Origin of the sequence: Kitasatospora sp. NPDC051702, from assembly GCF_040681575.1 — a bacterium.
Lineage (GTDB): Bacteria > Actinomycetota > Actinomycetes > Streptomycetales > Streptomycetaceae > Kitasatospora.
The window spans coordinates 50183-70644 of sequence record NZ_JBFAZB010000037.1; the positions used below are offsets into that span (position 1 = coordinate 50183).

The following is a 20462-nucleotide window of genomic DNA, read 5'->3' on the forward strand; positions in this document are numbered from 1 at the left end:
GGTTCACTCGCTCCGGTGGTCGTCGGTGGTGGCGGGGGCGGCCGGCGCGGCGGGGGCCTCGGTGGCGGCCGCCTCCGGGGACCGGGCCGGGGGCGGGGTCAGGGTGAGGCGGCCGAGCCGGACGGTGTCCTCGGTCAGCAGGTCCGCGGCGTTGGCGCGGGCCGCGGCCGGGGTCGCGGCCGGGGTCTCCGAGAGGGGCGGCACGGGGTCCTCGGCCGACCCGTCGGCCCCGACCGATGCGGTGGGCTCGGTGCGGTCGGAGCGGTCGGTGCGGTCGCGGCGGGCCGGACCGCCGGGGCCGTTGCGGAACAGCCGGTCCACGGCGACGGTCGGGGGGACGTCCTCGGGATCGGCGGAGTCGCCGGGCCCGACGGGCCCCGCAGGCTCGGGGGGCCCTGCCGGCTCGGCGGGCGCGGCCCGGCGGGCGGCGGCGAGGGCCGAGAGGGCCGTCGCGGCCGAGACCACGGGCAGTGCGCGGGTGGGCAGCACGGCCGCGTCCCGGTGCCGCGGCACCTCGGCGGCCGGGGCGGCCGGGGCGGTCGGGGTGTCCGCGGCGAGGGCGGGGCCCGGCTCGACGGTGGTCACCGGCCGGACGCCCGGGTGATCGGCACGGCCCGAGGCGACCGGCAGCACGGCCCGGGGGGCCGGCTGCTCGACCACCCGGTCGGCCAGTTCGTGCAGCAGGATGCCGTGGCGGTAGGCGAGTTCACCGATCTCGGTGCGCTCGACACCGGCCACCGCGAGCCCCGCGCCGCCGTCCCGGCGCACCTCGGCGCCCTGGCTGACCAGCAGGTCGGCCAGTCGCGCCATCTGCGGCCCGCGCACGGCGACTTCGGGGCTGAGGCGGGTCCGCCGGAACTCCGACACCGGCTGGTCGGCCACCAGCCGGCCGCGGTCCAGGGTGACGACCCGGTCGGCGAGCTGGGCGGCCTCCTGCGGGGTGCGGGTGGTCACCAGGACCGTCCCGCCGGCCACGGCGAACGAACGCAGGAAGGAGTGGAACCACTCGACGTTGCGCGGCGACAGGCCCTCGGTCGGCGCGTCCAGCAGGAGGGTGCCGGGGTCGCCGAGCAGCGCGGCCGCCAGGGAGAGCCGGCGGTGCATGCCGGGCGAGAAGCTGCGCAGCCGCTGCCCGGCGACGGCGGCCAGCCTGGTCTGCTCCAGCAGCTCGTCGGCCCGCCGGGCGGGGACGCCGACGGCCGCGGCGAGCATCCGCAGGTGGCCGTGGGCGCGGCGGCCCGGGTGGCCGGCGACCGCGGCCGCCCCCTGGCCGGGGCCCGGCAGCAGCACGCCGACCTGGCGCTCGGGGCGACGCAGCCGGCGGTAGGTGCGGCCGCCGAAGAGCGTGACGCCCTGGCCGCGTTCGAGTTCGAGCATCAGCCGCAGCGCGGTGGACTTCCCCGCCTCCTCCGCGCCGAGCAGCGCCGTCACCAGGCCGGGTCGGGCGTCGAAGGTCAGGTCGAGGACGGCGGGCGGATCGCCCTTGCGATAGACCTTGGTCAGTCCGGTGATCTGGATCATCGCTGCCTGCTCCCATGCCCTCGGCCGGCCTGCTGGAAGCGGAGCGCCCCCGGTGCTGTCGGCCTGTGCCCGCACGGCTCCGCGCCAGCACACTAGGGGGAGGCGGCGGCGATTCCGGGCATTGCGGGAGCGGCGCGGGCCCGCCCGCCGTCCACCTCACCCGATCAGGGGACAATCCGATCCCGGGGCCCGCCGGGACCGTCCCGGCGGGTACGCCGCCCGGTGGGCGGCGCGGCGGGCCGGGCCGACGACAGGGGGCCGCGGCCGGGACCGGTCAGGACTCCGGGCGCAGCATCGGCGGGTTGAGGACGGTCGCGCCGCCGGCGGTGAACAGCTGCGCCGGACGCCCGCCCTGACGGGTCGTCGTGCCACCGGAGGGCAGCAGGAAGCCTGGCGTGCCGGTGACCTTGCGGTGGAAGTTCCGCGGGTCGAGGGCCACGCCCCAGACGGCCTCGTAGACCCGGCGGAGCTCGCCGACGGTGAACTCGGTCGGGCAGAAGGCGGTGGCGAGGGAGGAGTACTCGATCTTGGAGCGGGCGCGCTCGACGCCGTCGGCGAGGATCAGCCCGTGGTCGAAGGCGAGCGGGACGCCGTCGGCCGGGCTCTGGCCGAGCAGTTCGACGACCGGCGCCCAGCGGGCGCTGCTGGCGTCGCCGCCGGCCCGCGGGGTCGGCAGGTCGGGCGCGAGGACCAGGTACGCGACGCTGACCACCCGCATCCTGGGGTCGCGCTGCGGGTGGCCGTAGGTGGCGAGCTGCTCCAGGTGCGCGCCGGCCGCGCCGGGGCCGACGGCCTCGTGGCCGGGGGCGGAGTGCGCGCGCAGGCCGGTCTCCTCGGCCAGCTCCCGGGAGGCTGCCTCGGCCAGGCCCTCGTCCGGGCGGACGAAGCCGCCGGGCAGCGCCCAGTACCCCTGGAACGGCGGCTCACCACGTCTGACCAACAGGGCGCAGAGCGCGTGGTCGCGCACCGTCAGAACCACCAGGTCAACCGTGACAGCGAACGGGGGGAAGGCCGACGGATCGTAGCGCGACATGGCGACGATCATAGTCGTCTTTCTGACGATAAGCACAGGCCCGTGCACGGACTGCGGCCGGGCGGCTACGCACCCGCCGGCCGCGGGCCGCTCCGCCCTCCGCCCCCCTCACCTGGGCCCCGCCCCGACCCGGCGACCGGGCGGGGCCGGTCAGCGGGCGACCAGCTGCAGCTCCGCGGAGGCCTCCTCGACCATCGCCACGCCGATCCGGCTGACCCGCACCGAGAAGGGCTCACCGGCGACCCGCAGGCCGGTCAGCTCCAGCTCGCCCAGCGGCGCGGTGCTGGCCGGCCGGACCAGCACCCGGCCGCCCGGGACGTCCGGACGGACCCCGGCGAGTGCGAACACCGCGTGGGCGGCGCCGGCCGCCGAGACGGCCGCGGGGCGGCACGCCGCCGGATGGGGCACCGGCGGGCAGCCGGCGGTGCGCTGCTCCCCCGCGTACATCTCGGGCAGCCGGCCCTCGAAGTGGGCGGCGGCGGCGAGCAGCCCCTCCAGCAGGGCGCCGGCCTCGTTCTCGTGACCGGCCTCGGCGAGACCGGCGACCGCCAGCGCCGTCTCGTGCACGCGCACCGCGCCGCCGCGGTGGCCCAGCGGGTTGAACCGGGGGGACTTGGCGCTGAGCGTGCGCAGACCCCAGCCGCTGTCCAGCTCCGGCGCGGCGAGCCGCTGGGCGAGCAGCCTGGTCTGCTCGCGGTCCAGCAGGGTCTCGTGGCGGCCGCCGTCGGCGGCGAGCCCGGTGTCGAGCAGGTGGACCAGGGAGGAGGCGACGGCCGGCAGCGGCTGGCCGCCCGGGGCGAGCCCGGCGGCGGGCCGGCCGCCGGAGAGGTCGTCGATCCAGAACCGCTCGCGGAAGCGTCCGCGCAGGTCGGCGGCCCAGCTGCGCCACTCCTGCGCGCCGGGGCGGCCGAAGGCCTCCAGCAGGTCCGCGCCGTGCAGGGCGGCGCGGTGGGCCTGGGCCTGGACCTCGGTGCGGGCGGCCACCGGGTGCGCGGCGCGGTCCTCCGCCGGGCGGCTGAGGTCGGTGACGAAGCCGTCGACCAGGCCGTCGCGGAGCGCGGACAGGGCCCGCTCGGCGGCCGGGAGGAGGTCGGCCGTCTCCGCCCGGGGCAGGCCCCAGCGCCAGGCCTCGGCCAGCACCGTGACGAACAGCAGGGTGGCCTCGGTGGCGGTGCAGGTGGGCGGCAGTTCGGGGCCGCCGTGCCGGAGGGCGCCGGGCAGCAGGCCCTCGGTGCGGCCCGGGGCGGGGGCGAGCTGCTGACGGCGGGCCAGTGCCCGCAGGGTGCCGGCCGCGAGGCGGGTGCCGAGCGGCAGGGTGAGCCGGGCGGCCCAGAGCGCGTCGGCCGGGGCGAGGCCGAACCGCCAGGGCGCGCCGGAGGCCGGGTAGAGGTCGGTCGGGCGGTCCGGATCGGCGAACAGCAGCCCGCCGAGGGCGTCCAGCGAGCGGGTGACCAGCTGGGCGGCCCGGGCGTCGTCGCAGCGGACCCCGGGCTCCGCCCAGGGCAGCGGCACACCGGTGCCGCGGCCGCCGGGCGGGCGCGGGCCCGGGGCCGCGCTCTCCAGCTCGACGCGCAACTCGACCGACCAGCGGGCGCCGGGCTGGACCTCCAAGTCCCACCGGAGCACTCCGGCGCCGGCCAGCACCGCGTGCGGGGAGGGCTTGGCGCTGACCACGGCGCTGTGCGCGGGGCCCGCCCAGCGCAGGCCGGCGGACTGCACCTGGCCGGGCAGGTCGGGCGGGCGGTGCCCGGCGGCGATCTCGGCGACCGGGCCGAGGTCGGTGCCGAGGGCGATCTCCATCGGCAGCCGGGCGGGCCGACTGCCGGTGTTGCGGACGATGACCGTCTCGACGCCGTCGGCGTGCCGCAGCCGCTCGACGGTGAGCGCCGGATCCGGGTCCGGGTCACCGGGCAGGCGCACGGCGCCGAGGAAGCGGGCCTGCGCCGTGCTGGTCGAGGTGCCCTGGAGCGGCAGCGGCTCCATGCCGCCCAGGCGCAGCTCCATCCGGGCGAGCACCCGCACTCCGTGCCGGTAGAAGCCGTGCAGGCCCTGGCCGCGCAGCTGGCCGTCCGGTCCGGAGGCGGCCATCCCGGGGGCGTTGACGCAGAGCACCGCGTGGTGGACGGCGGGCGGCTGCGGCCGCGGCGGGGCCGCGGGTCGGCCCGGCCCGGCGGGCGCTCCCGCCGGCCCGCCGGCCGGGACCTGGTCGGCGCGGCCGCCCGGTCTCGGCGGCGCGCCGACCACGCTCTCGGCCGGCATGGCCTGTGGTGGCCTCATGGCGGTCACCGGACTCTCCTCCCCTCGGCGGTCCGGTGGCCGGGTCAGGCCGGTGGGCCGCGAGCATGCTCGATCGCGTGCTGGTGGTGCGGGCCGACGGGGTGTCCCGTCGGCGGCTGTGCTTGTCCGGCCGTACCCGGTGCCGGGTCGTGCCAAGCGGTGCGCGGTACCGGACGGGTACCGGCGCGACGCCCCTCGCCCGCCCCGGCCCGCCACGGTGCCCGACGGGTCGTCGGTCATGGCGCCCGGGCCCGCCGGGCGGCCGGGCGCAGGGCCCCCGGGGTCAACGCCGCGCACCGCCCCCAGGTCACGGCCGACACCGGGTGTGACCTCTCACACCGGGCCCCTCGGGCGGTCGTACCACCGCTGTCGGGCCGTCACCGGCCGCACCGTCAGCGTCCGGCCGTCACCGTCGCTCCGCCGGGGCGGCCTCGTGGGTCCGCCACCGGGCGGCGGACGCCGCGCTCCGGCCCGTGGACCACGCCGGAGCCGGCTCCGGTGCGGTGCCGTACTCCTGGTCGAGTGGACGGCCGCCGTCGAACCGGCGCCCGACCGCGGCCAGGATACGGTGCGGAGGTCGCGGTGCCCGCACCCGGTGACCCCGTGAGCCGCGACCCCATCGCTGTGACCAGCAGAGACCGAGGAGTTGCATGTCCACCGTCAGCCGGCTGCCCGGGATTGTCACGACCGACCACGTCTTCCAGCTCCCGCTCGACCACGCCGCCCCGCAGGGCGAACAGATCGAGGTCTACGCCCGCGAGGTGGTCGCCGCCGGCCGCGAGCAGGCCGACCTGCCCTGGCTGCTCTTCCTCCAGGGCGGCCCCGGCGGCAAGGCCAACCGCCCGCTGGGCCGGGACGCCTGGCTGGACCGCGCCCTCGACGACTACCGGGTGCTGCTGCTCGACCAGCGCGGCACCGGGCGGTCCACCCCCGCGAACCGGCAGACCCTCGCCCGGCGCGGCGGCCCCCGGGCGCAGGCCGACTACCTGGCGCACTTCCGCGCGGACTCGATCGTGCGGGACGCCGAGCTGATCCGGCACCGGCTGCTCGGCGCGGAGCGGCGCTGGAGCCTGCTCGGCCAGAGCTTCGGCGGCTTCTGCACCCTCACCTACCTCTCCCTCGCCCCCGAGGGTCTGACCGAAGCCTTCATCACCGGCGGTCTGGCCGGACTCGGCAGTTCGGCGGACGACGTCTACCGCGCCGCCTACCCCCGGGTCGTCCGGAAGAACGAGGACCACTACGCACGGTTCCCGCAGGACGTCGAGGCGGTGCGGCGGATCGCGGCGCACCTCGCGGCCGCCCCGGCGCCGCTTCCCGACGGCGGCCGGCTGACCGTCGAGGCCTTCCAGGCCCTCGGGATGATGCTGGGCGGCGGCAGCGGCTCGGGCGCCCTCCACCACCTGCTGGAGGAGGCCTGGGTGGACGGAGTGGACGGCCCGGAGCTCTCCGATACCTTCCTGGCCGGTGTCCAGGCCAAGGCGTCCTTCGCCGAGGGCCCGCTGTACGCCGTGCTGCACGAGTCGATCTACGGCCAGCGCTCGGTGGACACCGGCGGCACCGCCTGGGCCGCCGAGCGGGTCCGCAAGGAGTTCCCGCAGTTCGACGCCCGGGCCGCGCTGGACTCCGACGCCCCGGTGCTGTTCACCGGGGAGATGATCTACCCCTGGATGTTCGACACCGATCCGGCGCTGCGCCCGCTGAAGGAGACCGCGGACCTGCTCGCCGCCCGCGCGGACTGGCCGGACCTGTACGACCCGGCGCGGCTGGCCGCCAACACGGTGCCCGTCGTGGCGGCGGTCTACCACGACGACATGTACGTGGACACCGCCGACTCGCTGGAGACCGCCCGCGCGGTGCGCGGCCTGCGGACCTGGGTCACCAACGAATGGGAGCACGACGGCCTGCGGGTGAGCGGCGGGAAGGTCCTCGACCGGCTGATCAAGATGGCGCACGGCGAGGCGTAGCGGCCACCGGCCGAGCCGGGCGGCCCGGCTGCGGGCCGCCCGCGGCGGCCCGCAGCCGAGGTCACTGCGCACGCCTGACCCCCCTCGCCGCCCTCCGCACGCCCCGGCACCGGTGGCGCCCGCCGGCGTGCGGCACGGCCGCCGACCCGCCCGCCGACGCCCGGCCGAGCCGCAGGCCCCGGGAGGACCTCTCCCGGAGTCCGCCCGGGGCGCGCCCGGGCACCGGGAGCAGGGCGAGCGCCCCCGGGCCCGCCTGCTCCGGCGCCGCCCCGGAGGGGCCCGGGTCGGGAGCGGACGGACCTGCGGCGCCGCGCCCGCCCTCCGTCGACGCGACCCGGGCGGCCCGACCGGCCCGAGCCGCCTTCCGCCTGGCGCCGCGGCGACCGCGCCCGGCACCTGAGGGACCGGGCCGCCCGCCGGGCCCGCCGCCCGGGCCCGTGGCGGCCGGCGGCTCCCCGTCGAGGTCCGGATCCCGGGCGGGTGTCGGCGCCGGCGCGGGGGTCCGCGCGGGCTCGCCGACCGGCGCCGGGGCGGGCCCGCCCGCCTCGCGCCGCCGGCGCTGCGCCTCGACGGCCGCGAGCAGGCCGTCGGGCGCCATGCCGTCGTTCAGGGACTCGTACAGCAGCTCCGCCAGTAGGTAGGAGGGGTCGAGCCGGAGGACGTGGCCGAGCACCACGCGGGCCGTCGCGGTGTCCCCCGCGACCCAGGAGGCCCAGGCCAGCAGAGTCAGCGGGGCCACCGCGCAGCCCTCGTAGGGCGGCACCGCGCGCCGGGCCAGGAAGCGCCAGAGCCGCTCGGCGGGCGCCAGCTCGGCGGGGCGGCTGTACTCCACACCGCGGTCCCTGGTGCGCCGGTCGCGCAGGGCGACCAGCAGCCGGGCCGCCCGCTCCTCGTCGACCTCGCGGGCGCCGGCCGCGAACTCGGCGAAGACCTGGTCGAGCAGCTCGCCGCCCCGCTCCCGGGACGCGGCAGCGGCCGGACCCCGGCTCTCACCGGCCGCGGCGGCCCCCGCGCCGGCCCGGGCGAGCGCCGCCCGCTGGGCCTCCGCGGCCGGCGGCCCGACCGGCGCCAGCCCGCCGATGATCGCCTTGCGGCTGCCGCGCGGGGCGAGTCCGGCGAAGGCCGCGGCGGCGGCCGCCGCGCCCGGGCCGGGCACCCGGTGGACCGGGTTGCCCGCCGGATCGCAGCAGCCCTCGCGGCGGCAGAGGAAGGACCACCAGCGGCCGTCGGAGACGCAGAGCGACTCCTTGACCGCCACTCCCCTGCGCGCGAAGGCCGCGCGCAGGGCGTCCGCCAACGGACGCAGGCCCTCCACGGCCGGCGGGGCGTGCGCGGCGGTGGAGTCCCGGCAGAGGTAGAGGAGCACCTGGTGCGGGCGGTCCCCGTGGCGCTCGGAGAGGGCGAGCAGCAGTGCGGCCGTCTCGTCCGCGGCCGCCGGCCAGTGCTCGGGCGAATCCGGCACGTCCGCCCGGATCACGCCGCCCTGGCGCAGGCCGGGGCCCTGGAGGCCGACCGCCACGATGCTGTCGTCGGGGTAGAACCCCAGGAGGTAGGGGAGCAGCTCGGCCATGTCGGCCGGGCCGCGCAGGGTGACCGGCCGGTGGCCGGAGGCCGGGCCGAGGGACAGGACGACGGGGTCGTTGTTCATGGCGTTCATGACCGGAAGGGTCGCGCAATCCGGAAGACCCGTCGGATCTTTCTCATTTCCTGTGGATAACTCCGCCCTCTTTTTTCGCTTCACTCATTCGGCGCTCATCGCGGCCACTCCTGCGGGTGAAAGTCAGCGCCCGTTCAGCGGAAGAGCGGATGAAATACATCCCGGCTCCACCACCTCCGCCACCCCGGCATTCGCCCCTTGTCGGCGGCTCGGGGTTACATGGACGCCATGCAGCAGCCCGAGAACCACACCACCGCCACCGCCGACGACCGCGCCGAGGTCCGGGCGCGGGCCGAGGCCGTCCTGCGCGAGCTCGCCGGGCCCGGGGCCGCCCTGCGCGAGGACCAGTGGACGGCCATCGAGGCCCTCGTGGTCGACCACCGGCGCGCCCTCGTCGTGCAGCGCACCGGCTGGGGGAAGTCCGCGGTCTACTTCATCGCCACCGCCCTGCTCAGGGCCCGCGGCGCGGGGCCCACCGTGATCGTCTCCCCGCTGCTCGCCCTGATGCGCAACCAGGTCGACTCGGCGGCCCGGGCCGGCATCCACGCCCGGACGATCAACTCCGCCAACACCGACGAGTGGGACGAGGTCCAGGCCGAGGTCTCCGCCGGGAAGGTCGACGTCCTGCTGGTCAGCCCCGAGCGGCTGAACAACCCCGACTTCCGCGACCAGGTGCTGCCCAAGCTCGCCGCCTCCACCGGGCTGCTGGTGGTCGACGAGGCCCACTGCATCTCGGACTGGGGCCACGACTTCCGCCCCGACTACCGCCGGCTGCGCACGATGCTCGCCGAGCTCCCGCCCGGCGTCCCCGTGCTGGCCACCACCGCCACCGCCAACGCCCGGGTCACCGCGGACGTCGCCGAGCAGCTCGGCACCGGCGGCACCGACGAGCGCGCCCTGGTGCTGCGCGGTCCGCTCGACCGGGAGAGCCTGACCCTCGGCGTCCTGGCCCTGCCCGACCCCGCGCACCGGCTGGCCTGGCTGGCCGACCACCTCGACCGGTTGCCCGGCTCGGGCATCGTCTACACCCTGACGGTGGCCGCGGCCGAGGAGGTCACGGCCTTCCTGCGCGAGCGGGGCTTCCCGGTGGCCTCGTACTCCGGCCGCACCGAGGACGCCGAGCGCCGCACCGCCGAGGCCGACCTGCTGGCCAACCGGGTCAAGGCGCTGGTCGCCACCTCCGCGCTGGGCATGGGCTTCGACAAGCCCGACCTCGGCTTCGTGGTGCACCTCGGCTCGCCCAGCTCGCCGATCGCCTACTACCAGCAGGTCGGCCGGGCCGGGCGCGGCGTCGACCGGGCCGAGGTGCTGCTGCTGCCCGGCCGCGAGGACGAGGCGATCTGGCGCTACTTCGCCTCGCTGGCCTTCCCGCCCGAGGAGCAGGTCCGCCGCACCATCGACGCGCTGGCCGGAGCCGGCCGGCCGCTCTCCACCGCCGCCCTGGAGCCCCGGGTGGACCTGCGCCGCACCCGGCTGGAGACCATGCTCAAGGTGCTCGACGTGGACGGCGCCGTCCGCCGGGTCAAGGGCGGCTGGACGGCCACCGGCCAGAGCTGGGCGTACGACACCGACCGGTACGCCAAGGTCGCCGCCTCCCGCGAGGCCGAGCAGCGGGCGATGCGCGAGTACGCGTCGACCACCGGCTGCCGGATGGAGTTCCTGCGCCGCCAGCTCGACGACGACCAGGCCCGGCCCTGCGGCCGGTGCGACAACTGCGCGGGGCCGCTGCACACCCCGGAGGTCTCGGCCGCGGCGCTGGAGGCGGCCCGGGCCGCGCTCGGCCGCCCGGGCGTCAGCTTCGAGCCGCGCCGGCTCTGGCCGACCGGGATGGACGCGGTGGGCGTGCCGCTGAAGGGCCGGATCCCGGCGGGCGAGCAGGCGGAGAACGGGCGGGCGCTCGGTCGGCTCTCCGACATCGGCTGGGGCACCCGGCTGCGCACCCTGCTCGCCGAGCAGGCCCCGGACGCGCCGGTGCCCGGCGAGGCGGTGGACGCCCTGGTGGCGGTGCTGGCGGACTGGGCCCGCGGCCCGGGCGGCTGGGCGGGGCCCGCGACGGCGGAGGGCACCCGGCTGGAACGGCCGGTGGGCGTGGTGACGATGGCCTCGTCCACCAGGCCCCGCCTGGTGGACAGCCTCGGCGCGCGCATCGCCGAGATCGGGCGGATGCCGTTGCTGGGCCGGATCGAGTACGCCGACGGCCGGCCGCCGCACGGTGCCCGCAGCAACAGCGCCCAGCGGCTGCACTCGCTGGCCGGCGCGCTGGTGCTGCCGCCGGAGGTCGCCCAGGCGGTGGCCGCGGCCGGCGGGCCGGTGCTGCTGGTGGACGACCTGGTCGACTCGGGGTGGACGGTCACGGTCGCCGCCCGGCTGCTGCGCCGGGCCGGGGCGAGCGCGGTGCTGCCCCTGGTGCTGGCCGTGCAGGGGTGACACCAGCGGTCGCCCACCGACACGCCCTCACTCGAATGGCCTAACGAAGGGAGAAAGTCGGAGCCTCACGGACCCGCCGGACGGCGTGATCGGAAAAAGGAGTGGTCACCGCACGGACGGCGGTCCACCGGGCGCTCACGCGACGCCCGGATCATGGTCCGGCGCCGCCTGAGCGAGGCTCGGGCCGCCCTGGAACATATCCGGCAGAACATGGGCTTTCGGGTGGCGTTCATCATTTCATCGTTGCCGCTCCGGCCCCACTACCGCGAGAATTGGCGCGTACCCGAAATCCGGTCCGCTGGACCCGGCCTTCGTCGTACCCAGGCGCCCGCATGCCCGTGGGTCAGGAAGGAGGATCGTGATCAACGGTATCGGCCGAGGTCAGCATCCCCTCGCCCGGAGTTCGTCGCCCAGACGGCTCCTGGACCTGGAGACCTGGAGCGCCTCGGGGATCCCGTTGCTGCGCGACCCGCGCGACTTCGTCCTGGAACTGCACCAGCGTCACCTGCCGCAACCGGGCACGGTCGTGGTCGCCGTCCTCGACGCGTTGCACCACCTGGCCGCCTCGGCCTCGTTCGCGCCCTGGCCGCACGACACCGACGGCTGGCAGCACCGCAACGCCCTGCTCACCCAGCTGCGCCAGATCACCCCGCACGACCTGCGGCTGGCCCGGCCGGCCCGCACGGCCGTACTGCTGCGCTGCCGCGAGGGCGCACCCGGCTGGACGGAGCAGGACGGCGCCTGGATGTGGGCGCTCCGCGACGCGTCCGCGCTGCACGGGCTGCGCTGCGGCTCCTACGTCGGCCTCACCCCGGCGGGTTGGCAGGTCCTCGGGGACGGCCGCAGCGGGCGCGATCCGCACGCGGGTTCATGGGCCGACGGGCCGGTGCACACCGTGACGGAGCTGCCCCCGCGCTCGGCCCTGGAGACGCCGCGCGCCCAGCGCGCCCGGCACCAGGCGCCCGAGCGGGCCCAGCGGAGCGACCGGTCGCAGCACTCCCGCCAGTCCGAGCACCCGTGGCCCCCGGCGCGGGTCACCGCCGTCGAACCGGCCCGCCGCACCGGCACCCGCTGACCTCCCGACACCGCTCGCGCCGCCCCGGGCCGGCCGCCCGCGACTCCGGCGCGGCCGACGGCGCCCCACCCGACAGGACGACCGCGGCACGGCAGAGCCGACGGGGCGACAACGGGACGGGGCGGTCCGCCACGGGCTCGGCCGGTCCGGGCGACGACGCCCGGTACGACGGTCCCGGAAGACCGACCCCGGGTACGACGGACCCCGGGCCCGGTGCCGTGCGGCACCGGACCCGGGGTGGATCGGTCGGGTTCAGGCCCTGCCCGGGCGTCCGGCCGCGGCGGCCGGACCGGCCTCCCCGCAGACCACGAGCAGGGCGGTCGCGCGGCCGAGGGCCGCGGTGTAGGCCTCGGCGGCCCGGGCGGCCGGGCCGCCGTTGGCGACCAGGACGACCACCTCGCGGCTCACCGGCCGGGCCAGCCCGGCGTCGGCGTAGAACACGTCACCGCCCTCGGCGAGTTGCGCCCAGTAGCGCTCCTCTCCGAAGGAGAGCTCGTGCTGCTGCCAGGGGTGCGCCTCGCCGAGCGTCAGCACCAGGATCTGGCCCGGGTCGCGGCCGGCGTCCAGCAGCCGGTCGACGGCCTCGTCCGCGCGGTCCAGCGCCTGGGCCGGGGCCGCGGCGACCCGCTGGACCTCGACCTGCGGCACGGCCTCGGCGGGACGGCGCGGCGCCGGCCCGGGCTTGGGGATGAGCCGCGGCGGACCGGGGCGGTCGGAGCGCGGGGGTGCCGCGCGCGGCGGTGCCGGACGGGGGCCGGGCACCGGCACGGCGGCGACGGTGGTGGGTGCGGTGGCGGTGGCGCCGCTGCTGGCGGGCGTGTGGAGGGCTTGTGCGTCCGACTCGCGGGGGAAGGGAACGCCGGGGCCCGGGAGGCTCTCGTGAATCTCCGGCTCCTCGGGGAAGACAGGCATACCCGGATATCTATCAAATGCCGGTCGAACGCGCACGGGCGCCCCACCCATCGGGCACCACGGAGTCGGCACCCCCACCCGGGGCAATTCCGACGGACCGTCAGAAACCGAGCGTCAACTGTTCGTCGGCGGAGTCTTCGCGCGCACCCGGAACCTCCCGGACGCGCTTCAGGTGACGCCACTTCGGCAGCCCGTCCAGGTACGCCCAGGAGAGCCGGTGCTGCTCGGTGGGGCCGTGCTCCTCCAGGGCCGCCCGGTGCACCGGGGACGGGTAGCCGGCGTTGTCCGCGAAGCCGTACTCGGGGTGCGCCTCGCCGAGTTCGGCCATCAGGCCGTCGCGGTGGACCTTGGCGAGCACCGAGGCGGCGGAGACGCAGATGCAGGACTGGTCGCCCTTGATCACGGTGCGCACCCGCCAGGGGCCGCCCAGGTAGTCGTGCTTGCCGTCCAGGATCACCGCGTCGGGCTCGACCGGCAGGGCCTCCAGGGCCCGGACGGCGGCCAGCCGCAGCGCCGCCGTCATGCCGAGCTCGTCGCACTCCTGCGGCGAGGCGTGGCCGAGCGCGTACGCGGTGACCCAGTCGGCGAGGACCGGGGCCAGCGCGCGGCGGCGCAGCTCGGTGAGCAGCTTGGAGTCGGTCAGCCCCTCCGGGGCCCTGCGCAGACCGGTGACGGCGGCCCCCACGGTGACCGGGCCGGCCCAGGCGCCGCGCCCGACCTCGTCCAGGCCGACGACGATCCTGGCGCCGGCGCGGCGGAGCGAGCGCTCGACGGAGTGCGTCGGCGGGACGATGGGCATCGGGGGCTTCCGTTCGGCGGGAGGAGGGGTGGACGGGCTCGCCGGGCCGGACCCGACGAACGGACCCGCGGGGAGAGCGGGCCGCCGGGAGAGCGGACCCGCCGCGAACGACTCGTCCGCCCTGGCGACATCCAGCCTAAGCCCGCCGCAGGACCCACCGGCCCGCTGCTCCCGCTGCTCCCGCCGTCCCCGCCGCCCCCGCCGTCCCCGCTCAGACCCGGATGATCGGCAGCAGCACGTCGTCCACCAGCCGGGCCACGTACTCCGGCCCGAGGTTGCGCCGACCGCAGATCTTCACCTGGTAGAGCAGCATCGCCGGGACGACGTCCGCGACGACCGGGGTGGCCGCGCCGGGCCGGACGTCACCGCGTTCGGCGCCCCGGCGCAGGATCGCCAGGATGGTCTCCGTGGTCGGCTCGATCACCCGCCGGGTGATGAACTCCTTGAACACCTCGGCCCGTTCATGGTCGATCTCGCCCATCAGCACCTGGATGGCGGCGCCCGGCCGCGAGCCCATCGCCCCGGTGAACCCCTCGATGAGCTGGAGCAATTCACGATGGGCGGACCCGAGGTCCGGGGTGTCGTAGGGGCGTGGCAGAGTGGCGTCCAGGGCGTCGATGACCAGCTCGTCCTTGGACGCCCAGCGCCGGTAGAGCGCGGCCTTCCCGGTCCGCGCCGCGCCGGCGACCCCTTCCATCGTCAGCCGCGCGTACCCGCCGGAGGTGAGCTGGTCGAGCGCGGCCTCGAAGATCGCGTTCTCCAACTCCTTCCCCCGCCGCCGGCCCGGCCGCGCGAGGGCCTCGCGGGCGACCTGAACCGGGCAGTGGGGCACGGGTACAGGGGCAGGCTGCGCCGCGGGCCGCGGGGGCGACTCCCCCGCCTCCTGCGCGCGGGAGCCCGCCCTCCCGGTCGCCCGGTCCGCCGTCAGGCGCCGCACAAGCCGCTCCATCGCCACCACCCTTAGAGAACGCTTGCGTTCACAATTGGAACCAGGATATCGTCCAGATTAGTGAACGATCCCGTTCCTTCCTAGCCCGCGCCAGCCCGCACCCAGAACGCGGGACACGCGGGACACGCCGGACCACTCGGTCCGCAGCGGACGCAGCACCCAGCACACAGCCAGGCACATAGCCAGCAGGGGGCAAACACGTGGCTATCTCCGACACACTCAGCAAGACCTCACCACCGCAGAGCGGGAAGGGCCGGGGCAAGGGCATCACCCTGACCGTCATCGCGGCCACCCAGCTGATGGTGGTGCTCGACGCCACCATCGTGAACATCGCGCTGCCGCAGATCCGGGACGCGCTGAACTTCTCCACCACCAACCTGTCGTGGGTCATCAACGCCTACACGCTGACCTTCGGCGGGCTGCTGCTGCTCGGCGGGCGCGCCGGCGACATCCTCGGCCGCCGCCGGGTGTTCATCTTCGGCACCCTGCTGTTCGGCTTCGCCTCCCTGCTCGGCGGCTTCGCCCAGGACGGCGGCATGCTGCTCGCGGCCCGCGCGCTCCAGGGCATCGGCGGCGCGATCTGTTCACCGACGGCCTTCGCACTGATCGCCACCAACTTCGAGGAGGGGCCGGAACGCAACAAGGCGTTCGGCGTGTTCTCGGCGGTGGCCGGCTCGGGCGCCGCGATCGGCCTGCTGGCCGGCGGTCTGCTCACCGAGTACCTGGACTGGCGCTGGGTCTTCTTCGTCAACGTACCGATCGCGGCCCTGATCGCGCTCGCCGCACCCCGCTACATCGCCGAGTCCGAGCGCACCGCGGGCCGCTTCGACCTGCCGGGCGCGCTGACCTCGACGCTGGGCCTGGTCGGTCTGGTCTACGGGTTCATCCGGGCCGCCTCGGACGGCTGGTCGGACAGCGTCACGCTCGGCTCGTTCGCCGCCGGCGCCCTGCTGCTGGCCGCGTTCCTGGTGATCGAGCGGCGCACCGACCAGCCGATCACCCCGCTGCACCTGTTCGCCGACCGCAACCGCACCGGCGGCCTGGTGATGATGCTCTGCCTGGCCGCGGCCATGTTCGGCATCTTCTTCTACATCACGCTCTTCGTGCAGGGCCCGCTCGGCTACAGCCCGCTGAAGGCCGGCGTCTCCTTCCTCCCGATCAGCGTGGCGATCATCATCGCGGCGCAGCTCGCCTCCTCCCTCCAGGCCAAGTACGGCCCGAAGCCGTTCATGGCGGGCGGCGCGCTGCTGGTCACCGTCGGCCTCACCTGGCTCACCCAGATGAGCAAGGACAGCGGCTACGTCGACGGGGTGCTCGGCCCCACGGTGATCTTCGGCTTCGGCATGGGCCTGATCTTCGTCCCGGTGATGCTGCTCTCGGTCGCGGGTGTGGCCGGGGAGGAGACCGGCGCCGCGTCCGGTCTGCTCAACTCGATGCAGCAGATCGGTGGTTCGCTCGGCCTGTCGATCCTGACCACGGTCTTCGCGCACTACGCCACCGCCGAGGGCAAGGCCCAGGCGCCCGGCTTCATGTCGTCGGCCACTCCGGACCAGCTGGCCTACTTCCAGCAGCACCACGAGTTCCCGAAGGGCACCGAGGCCGCCAACTCCGTCCTCGCCCAGGGCATCTCGCACGGGTTCATCGTGGGCGCCGTGCTCGCCGGGCTGGCGCTGATCGTCGCGGTCTTCGTGATCAAGGCCAAGGCCAGCGACCTGCCCAGCCAGACCGCCGGCGTCGCGATGCACTGAGCCCCGCCGCACCGCACCGCGGGCCACCACCCGCCGCGGCACACCGCCACCGGGCCGGCCGGGAGCACCACGCTCCCGGCCGGCCCGGCCGTTTCCCCCACCCTCACCGGCGGTGCGGGCCCCGGCGTCAGTACCAGATGTCCTCGAACGGCATCCCGGCCTGCTCGCAGGCACTGCGCCCGCCCGTCGGCCGCTCCACCGCGGGCCGCTGCGCCAGGATCTCCCGGGCCCGGGCGGCCGAGGCGCCGGCGGCGTACCAGGGCTTCGGGTGGTCCGCGAGGTCCGCCGCGATCACCTGCAGCGCGCAGGTCCGCTGGGCGCCGGGCAGCCGGTCCAGCGCGGGCACCGCGTCGGCCGAGAGGTCGCGGACGTTGCGCAGGTCGATCCGCGCGGTCTGCGGATCGGCGGCGAGCGCCCGCTCGTACCGGGAGACGTTCTGCTCCGCGATGATCGCGTCCGGGCCGGCAAGCCCGTAGGCCGCGACCGACAGCATGCCGCTGAGGAGCACGGCGCGCGGCAGCCAGCCGGCCCCGCGGGTCAGGCCCGCGGTGATCAGCAGCAGGAAGACGACGCCGAGCCAGCCCTCCACCACCAGGACCCAGAGCCGCAGCCTGGTCAGCCCGGAGGCGTCGACGTAGAACCACATCCGGCCGAGCGCCGAGGCGACCACGACCAGGGCGAGCAGGCAGAGCGCGCCGAGCAGGATCCGCGCCACCCGCCGGTCGGCCGGGGTGGCGCGCGGCGCCCAGCGCTTGGCGACCGCCACCACGGCCAGGGTCAGCACGGTGATCGCGCTGAGCTGCCAGAAGCCCTGCCGGGCGTACTCGGAGCGACTCATCCCGGTGTTGCGCAGGACGGCGTCCGCACCGCCGAGCACGACCACGGCCTGGATCACCGCGAAGACGCCGAACATCAGGTTGAGCGCGACCAGCGGCAGGGCCCACTCCAGCCGGCCCCGGGCCCGGCCGGGCCGGACGACCGTGCGGTCCCAGCGTCGCGGGCCGGCCGCGATGTGGGCGAACCCGAGCGCGGTGAGCGCCCCGAGCACGAACAGCACGAAGCGCAGCGGCACCCGGTCGAGGTCGAGGCTGGGGCTGAGCCCGGAGAGCAGGTCCGCCATGGCGGCGTCGGCGCCCGCGAACAGCACGCCGAAGACGGTGAGCAGGACGGCGGCGACCGCGAGCGCCTTGAACACCGGCACGATCCGGCCGCGGCCGGGCAGGCTCCGGCCGCGCAGGCCGTCGACGAGCCAGAGCACCCCCGGCGGCAGCTGCCAGAGGATCGCGGGCAGCGGGAGCAGGACGCCCGGCCAGCGGCGGCCGCCGTGCAGCGCGAGCGAGGCCAGTCCGAGCGCGCACACGACGGCCAGCGTCACGGGCCAGCCCGCCTCCCAGAGCGCCGGGACGACGAGCAGGGCGGCGGCGAGCAGGCTCCACACGACCGTCCAGGGCCGGATGCGGCGGCCCGCCGCACGGGCGGCCAGACCCGCCGCGGCGGCGGTGCCGGCAGCGCAGACCAGCAGGTTGGCGCCGAGGCCGTCGTTCAGCAGCCAGGACGTCAGCAGCCCGGTGAGCAGCGCGAGGAGGAGGACGCGGGGCGTGGCGGCCACCTTGCGCCCGGGGTCGCTCGGGCGCAGCCAGAGGGAGCAGGACGGGACGGGTGCGCCGGCCCCCCAGTGCGGGCCGGGCACGGAGGCGCCGACCGGGCCGGACGCCGGACCGAACGGCTGGTCGGGCTCGGACGCGGGCGTGGACGCGGACGGCCGGTCGGGCTCGGACGCGGGCGTGGACGCGGACGGCCGGTCGGGCTCGGACGCGGGCGTGGACGGACCGGACATGAGTCCCCCTCAGTGGTCGGTGGGCATGCGGAAGCCGCCCCGGGGGCAGCCCGCCGGCGGCGCTCCCGGCACCGCGGATGCAGCCGACTGTAGACCATTCTGAACAAGTTCAAAAATCACTTCTGAACGCGTTCAGAACCCCCTGACCACCCGTCCGCCCCCGGCTACCCCTTGACCGATCCGGCCAGCAGCCCCCGGACGAAGTAGCGCTGCAGGCTGAAGAAGACGATCAGCGGCACGATGATCGACAGGAACGCCCCGGCCGTCAGCAGCTCCCAGCGCCCGCCGAAGGACCCGGACAGCTGCGCCAGCCGGACCGTCATCGGCGCCACCTCCGGCGTGCCGCCGGCGAAGGTGAGCGCGACCAGCAGGTCGTTCCAGACCCAGAGGAACTGGAAGATCGCGAACGAGGCCAGCGCCGGGGTGCAGAGCGGCAGCACGATCGACCGGAAGATCTTGAAGTGCGAGGCGCCGTCCACCACCGCCGCCTCCATCAGGTCGCGCGGCAGCTGGGCGATGAAGTTGTGCAGCAGGAACACCGCGAGCGGCAGCGCGAACATGGTGTGCGCCAGCCAGACCGGCGCGTAGCTGCCCTTCAGGTCCACCGCCGGGACCAGCGTCAGCGAGCCGAGGTGCGCGCCCCCGGAGAACAGCCGCAGCAGCGGGATCAGCGCCATCTGGATCGGAACCACCTGGAGCGCGAACACGGCGAAGAACACCGTGTCGCTCCCCCGGAACCTCACCCAGGCCAGCCCGTAGGCCGCCATCGCGGCCAGCACCAGCGGGAAGAGCGTGGCCGGGACACTGATCGCCAGCGAGTTGACCAGGAAGGGCATCAGTCCGGTCGAGACGCCGAAGCCGCCCTCGAACAGCACCGTGTGGTAGTTGTCGAGCCCGAGGTCCGGGTGGAGCAGGGCGTTCCACCAGCCGTTCGCGGTGACGTCCTGCTTGGGGCGCAGCGAGGTCACCAGCAGGCCCAGGGTCGGGATCGTCCACAGGACGGTCACCGCGATCACGAAGACCGAGGCCAACGGGCTGCTGAAGGCCTTCCGGACCGGGCTGCCGTGCGGGGCGCGCACGCGCTTGTCGGTGATGCGTCCGCTCATCGGACCCGACGCTCCTTCCGCAGCTGGACGATGTTGTAGGCCACCAGGGGCAGCACCGCGAGGAAGAGGATCACCGCCAGGGCGCCGCCCCGGCCGGTGTTGAACTGCACGAAGGACTGCGAGTACATCTCGTTGGCCAGCACCTGGGTGCCGAAGTTGCCGCCGGTCATGGTGCGGACGATGTCGAAGGCCTTCAGGGTGATGATCATGATGGTGGTCAGCACCACCACCAGCGTGGTGCGGATCATCGGCACGGTGACGTACCAGAACAGCCGCACCCCGCCCGCACCGTCCAGCCGGGCCGCCTCGGTCACCTCGTGCGGGATCGCCTTGATCGCCGCCGACAGCACCACCATCGCGAAGCCCGTCTGCACCCAGACCATCACCGCCATCAGCAGGAAGGTGTTCAGCGGCTGCGAGAGCATCCAGTTCGGCGGATCGTCCCAGCCCGCGGCGATCGCCAGCTGGCTGAGCAGGCCGATCTGCGGCTGCCCCGCGCCGCGCGACTCGTAGACGAACTTGAAGATGATCGAGGCGCCGACCAGCGAGATCGCCATCGGCATGAAGATCAGCGACTTGTACACCGCCTGGCCGCGCATCCGGTCCACCAGCAGCGCCAGCACCAGCCCCAGCCCGGTCGCCACCAGCGGGGCGACCACCAGCCACAGCAGCGTGGTGACCAGCACCTTCTGCACCGAGTCGGTGCTGAGCGCCCACCCGAAGTTCTCCCCGCCGACGAACCGGGTGCCGTCGTCGTTCTGCAGGCTCAGGTAGACGGTCCGGACCAGCGGCACCACCAGGCCCACCGACAGCAGCACCACGGCCGGGCCGAGGAAGACCGCCACCGCCAGCGGGCGGGAGAGCCGGCCCCGGGCCCGGCCGGCCGCGAGGAACACCAGCAGCAGGATGCCGAGGAAGCCCGCCACGGCGCCGAGGCTGTTGCCGAACTTGACCGCCGCGTCGCCCCACGCGCCGGAGGCCAGCGCGGCGGACGGTGACGGGGTTGCGGGTACGGACATGGCTGTGCGTCCCTCCTGGTGCTCGGGGAAGGGGGCGGGCGGTGCGGGTGGGTGGCCCCGCACCGCCCTCGACAGGTGGTCCTGGTGGCGCCCGGTCGGGCCGGCGCCGGTGCGGCCGCCGCCCGCCGGTGCGCCGGC

14 protein-coding genes are annotated in these 20462 nt (G+C 76.0%); 4 read left to right on the forward strand and 10 right to left on the reverse strand.

Features of this window, described 5'->3' with window-relative positions; all coding sequences use genetic code 11:
* Positions 1 to 3: 3 nt before the first annotated feature.
* From AB0N04_RS26900 to AB0N04_RS26910, 3 genes are all read right to left on the reverse strand, one after another.
* Complete coding sequence (locus tag AB0N04_RS26900) at positions 4 to 1521, reverse strand: ABC transporter ATP-binding protein (RefSeq protein ID WP_360212283.1); 1518 nt, start codon at positions 1519 to 1521, stop codon at positions 4 to 6.
* A gap of 274 nt (positions 1522 to 1795) precedes the next feature.
* On the reverse strand, positions 1796 to 2554 hold the full coding sequence (locus AB0N04_RS26905; protein WP_360212284.1) for an NUDIX domain-containing protein: 759 nt from the start codon (positions 2552 to 2554) through the stop codon (positions 1796 to 1798).
* Between the two features lie 150 nt (positions 2555 to 2704).
* Positions 2705 to 4831 carry a glycogen debranching N-terminal domain-containing protein gene (locus tag AB0N04_RS26910; RefSeq protein ID WP_360212339.1) on the reverse strand — a complete coding sequence of 709 codons (2127 nt, stop codon included), beginning with the start codon at positions 4829 to 4831 and terminating at the stop codon, positions 2705 to 2707.
* A gap of 650 nt (positions 4832 to 5481) precedes the next feature.
* Between AB0N04_RS26910 and AB0N04_RS26915 the strand changes: the two genes are divergently transcribed.
* On the forward strand, positions 5482 to 6795 hold the full coding sequence (locus AB0N04_RS26915; RefSeq protein WP_360212286.1) for an alpha/beta fold hydrolase: 1314 nt from the start codon (positions 5482 to 5484) through the stop codon (positions 6793 to 6795).
* 61 nt (positions 6796 to 6856) lie between these two features.
* On the opposite strand, the gene AB0N04_RS26920 is transcribed toward AB0N04_RS26915, so the two are convergent.
* Positions 6857 to 8452 (reverse strand): DUF4192 family protein, encoded by a 1596-nt coding sequence (locus tag AB0N04_RS26920; RefSeq protein WP_360212288.1) that lies wholly within the window; start codon positions 8450 to 8452, stop codon positions 6857 to 6859.
* 228 nt (positions 8453 to 8680) lie between these two features.
* On the opposite strand from AB0N04_RS26920, the gene AB0N04_RS26925 reads away from it, so the two are divergent.
* Together AB0N04_RS26925 and AB0N04_RS26930 are read left to right on the forward strand one after the other, a co-directional pair.
* A complete protein-coding gene (locus tag AB0N04_RS26925; RefSeq protein ID WP_360212290.1) occupies positions 8681 to 10879 on the forward strand; it encodes a RecQ family ATP-dependent DNA helicase in 2199 nt (732 codons plus the stop codon).
* Between the two features lie 358 nt (positions 10880 to 11237).
* Positions 11238 to 11954, forward strand: a complete 717-nt coding sequence (locus tag AB0N04_RS26930; RefSeq protein WP_360212291.1) for a hypothetical protein — start codon at positions 11238 to 11240, stop codon at positions 11952 to 11954.
* A gap of 252 nt (positions 11955 to 12206) precedes the next feature.
* Here AB0N04_RS26930 and AB0N04_RS26935 read toward each other — a convergent pair whose 3' ends face one another.
* The 3 genes from AB0N04_RS26935 to AB0N04_RS26945 form a co-directional block, all read right to left on the reverse strand.
* Complete coding sequence (locus AB0N04_RS26935) at positions 12207 to 12866, reverse strand: hypothetical protein (RefSeq protein ID WP_360212292.1); 660 nt, start codon at positions 12864 to 12866, stop codon at positions 12207 to 12209.
* Between the two features lie 100 nt (positions 12867 to 12966).
* Positions 12967 to 13665 carry a ribonuclease HII gene (locus AB0N04_RS26940; RefSeq protein WP_360212294.1) on the reverse strand — a complete coding sequence of 233 codons (699 nt, stop codon included), beginning with the start codon at positions 13663 to 13665 and terminating at the stop codon, positions 12967 to 12969.
* 211 nt (positions 13666 to 13876) lie between these two features.
* Positions 13877 to 14428 carry a TetR/AcrR family transcriptional regulator gene (locus AB0N04_RS26945; protein WP_360212296.1) on the reverse strand — a complete coding sequence of 184 codons (552 nt, stop codon included), beginning with the start codon at positions 14426 to 14428 and terminating at the stop codon, positions 13877 to 13879.
* A gap of 392 nt (positions 14429 to 14820) precedes the next feature.
* Here AB0N04_RS26945 and AB0N04_RS26950 point away from each other — a divergent pair, with 392 nt between their 5' ends.
* Positions 14821 to 16362, forward strand: a complete 1542-nt coding sequence (locus tag AB0N04_RS26950) for an MFS transporter (protein ID WP_360212341.1) — start codon at positions 14821 to 14823, stop codon at positions 16360 to 16362.
* Between the two features lie 127 nt (positions 16363 to 16489).
* On the opposite strand, the gene AB0N04_RS26955 is transcribed toward AB0N04_RS26950, so the two are convergent.
* The 3 genes from AB0N04_RS26955 to AB0N04_RS26965 form a co-directional block, all read right to left on the reverse strand.
* On the reverse strand, positions 16490 to 18199 hold the full coding sequence (locus AB0N04_RS26955; RefSeq protein ID WP_360212298.1) for a DUF4153 domain-containing protein: 1710 nt from the start codon (positions 18197 to 18199) through the stop codon (positions 16490 to 16492).
* Between the two features lie 164 nt (positions 18200 to 18363).
* Positions 18364 to 19305 carry a carbohydrate ABC transporter permease gene (locus AB0N04_RS26960; protein ID WP_360212300.1) on the reverse strand — a complete coding sequence of 314 codons (942 nt, stop codon included), beginning with the start codon at positions 19303 to 19305 and terminating at the stop codon, positions 18364 to 18366.
* The gene (locus AB0N04_RS26965) at positions 19302 to 20324 is read right to left on the reverse strand and encodes a sugar ABC transporter permease (protein WP_360212302.1); all 1023 of its coding nucleotides are present in this window, start codon (positions 20322 to 20324) and stop codon (positions 19302 to 19304) included. The genes AB0N04_RS26960 and AB0N04_RS26965 overlap by 4 nt, the downstream gene beginning before the upstream one ends.
* Positions 20325 to 20462 lie beyond the last annotated feature (138 nt).

Coding starts and splice junctions, on each gene's coding strand:
- AB0N04_RS26900 (WP_360212283.1), bottom strand. CDS start 1,521: ATGATCCAGATCACCGGACTGACCAAGGTCTATCGCAAGGGCGATCCG.
- AB0N04_RS26905 (WP_360212284.1), bottom strand. CDS start 2,554: ATGTCGCGCTACGATCCGTCGGCCTTCCCCCCGTTCGCTGTCACGGTT.
- AB0N04_RS26910 (WP_360212339.1), bottom strand. CDS start 4,831: ATGAGGCCACCACAGGCCATGCCGGCCGAGAGCGTGGTCGGCGCGCCG.
- AB0N04_RS26915 (WP_360212286.1), top strand. CDS start 5,482: ATGTCCACCGTCAGCCGGCTGCCCGGGATTGTCACGACCGACCACGTC.
- AB0N04_RS26920 (WP_360212288.1), bottom strand. CDS start 8,452: ATGAACGCCATGAACAACGACCCCGTCGTCCTGTCCCTCGGCCCGGCC.
- AB0N04_RS26925 (WP_360212290.1), top strand. CDS start 8,681: ATGCAGCAGCCCGAGAACCACACCACCGCCACCGCCGACGACCGCGCC.
- AB0N04_RS26935 (WP_360212292.1), bottom strand. CDS start 12,866: ATGCCTGTCTTCCCCGAGGAGCCGGAGATTCACGAGAGCCTCCCGGGC.
- AB0N04_RS26940 (WP_360212294.1), bottom strand. CDS start 13,665: ATGCCCATCGTCCCGCCGACGCACTCCGTCGAGCGCTCGCTCCGCCGC.
- AB0N04_RS26955 (WP_360212298.1), bottom strand. CDS start 18,199: ATGTCCGGTCCGTCCACGCCCGCGTCCGAGCCCGACCGGCCGTCCGCG.
- AB0N04_RS26960 (WP_360212300.1), bottom strand. CDS start 19,305: ATGAGCGGACGCATCACCGACAAGCGCGTGCGCGCCCCGCACGGCAGC.
- AB0N04_RS26965 (WP_360212302.1), bottom strand. CDS start 20,324: ATGTCCGTACCCGCAACCCCGTCACCGTCCGCCGCGCTGGCCTCCGGC.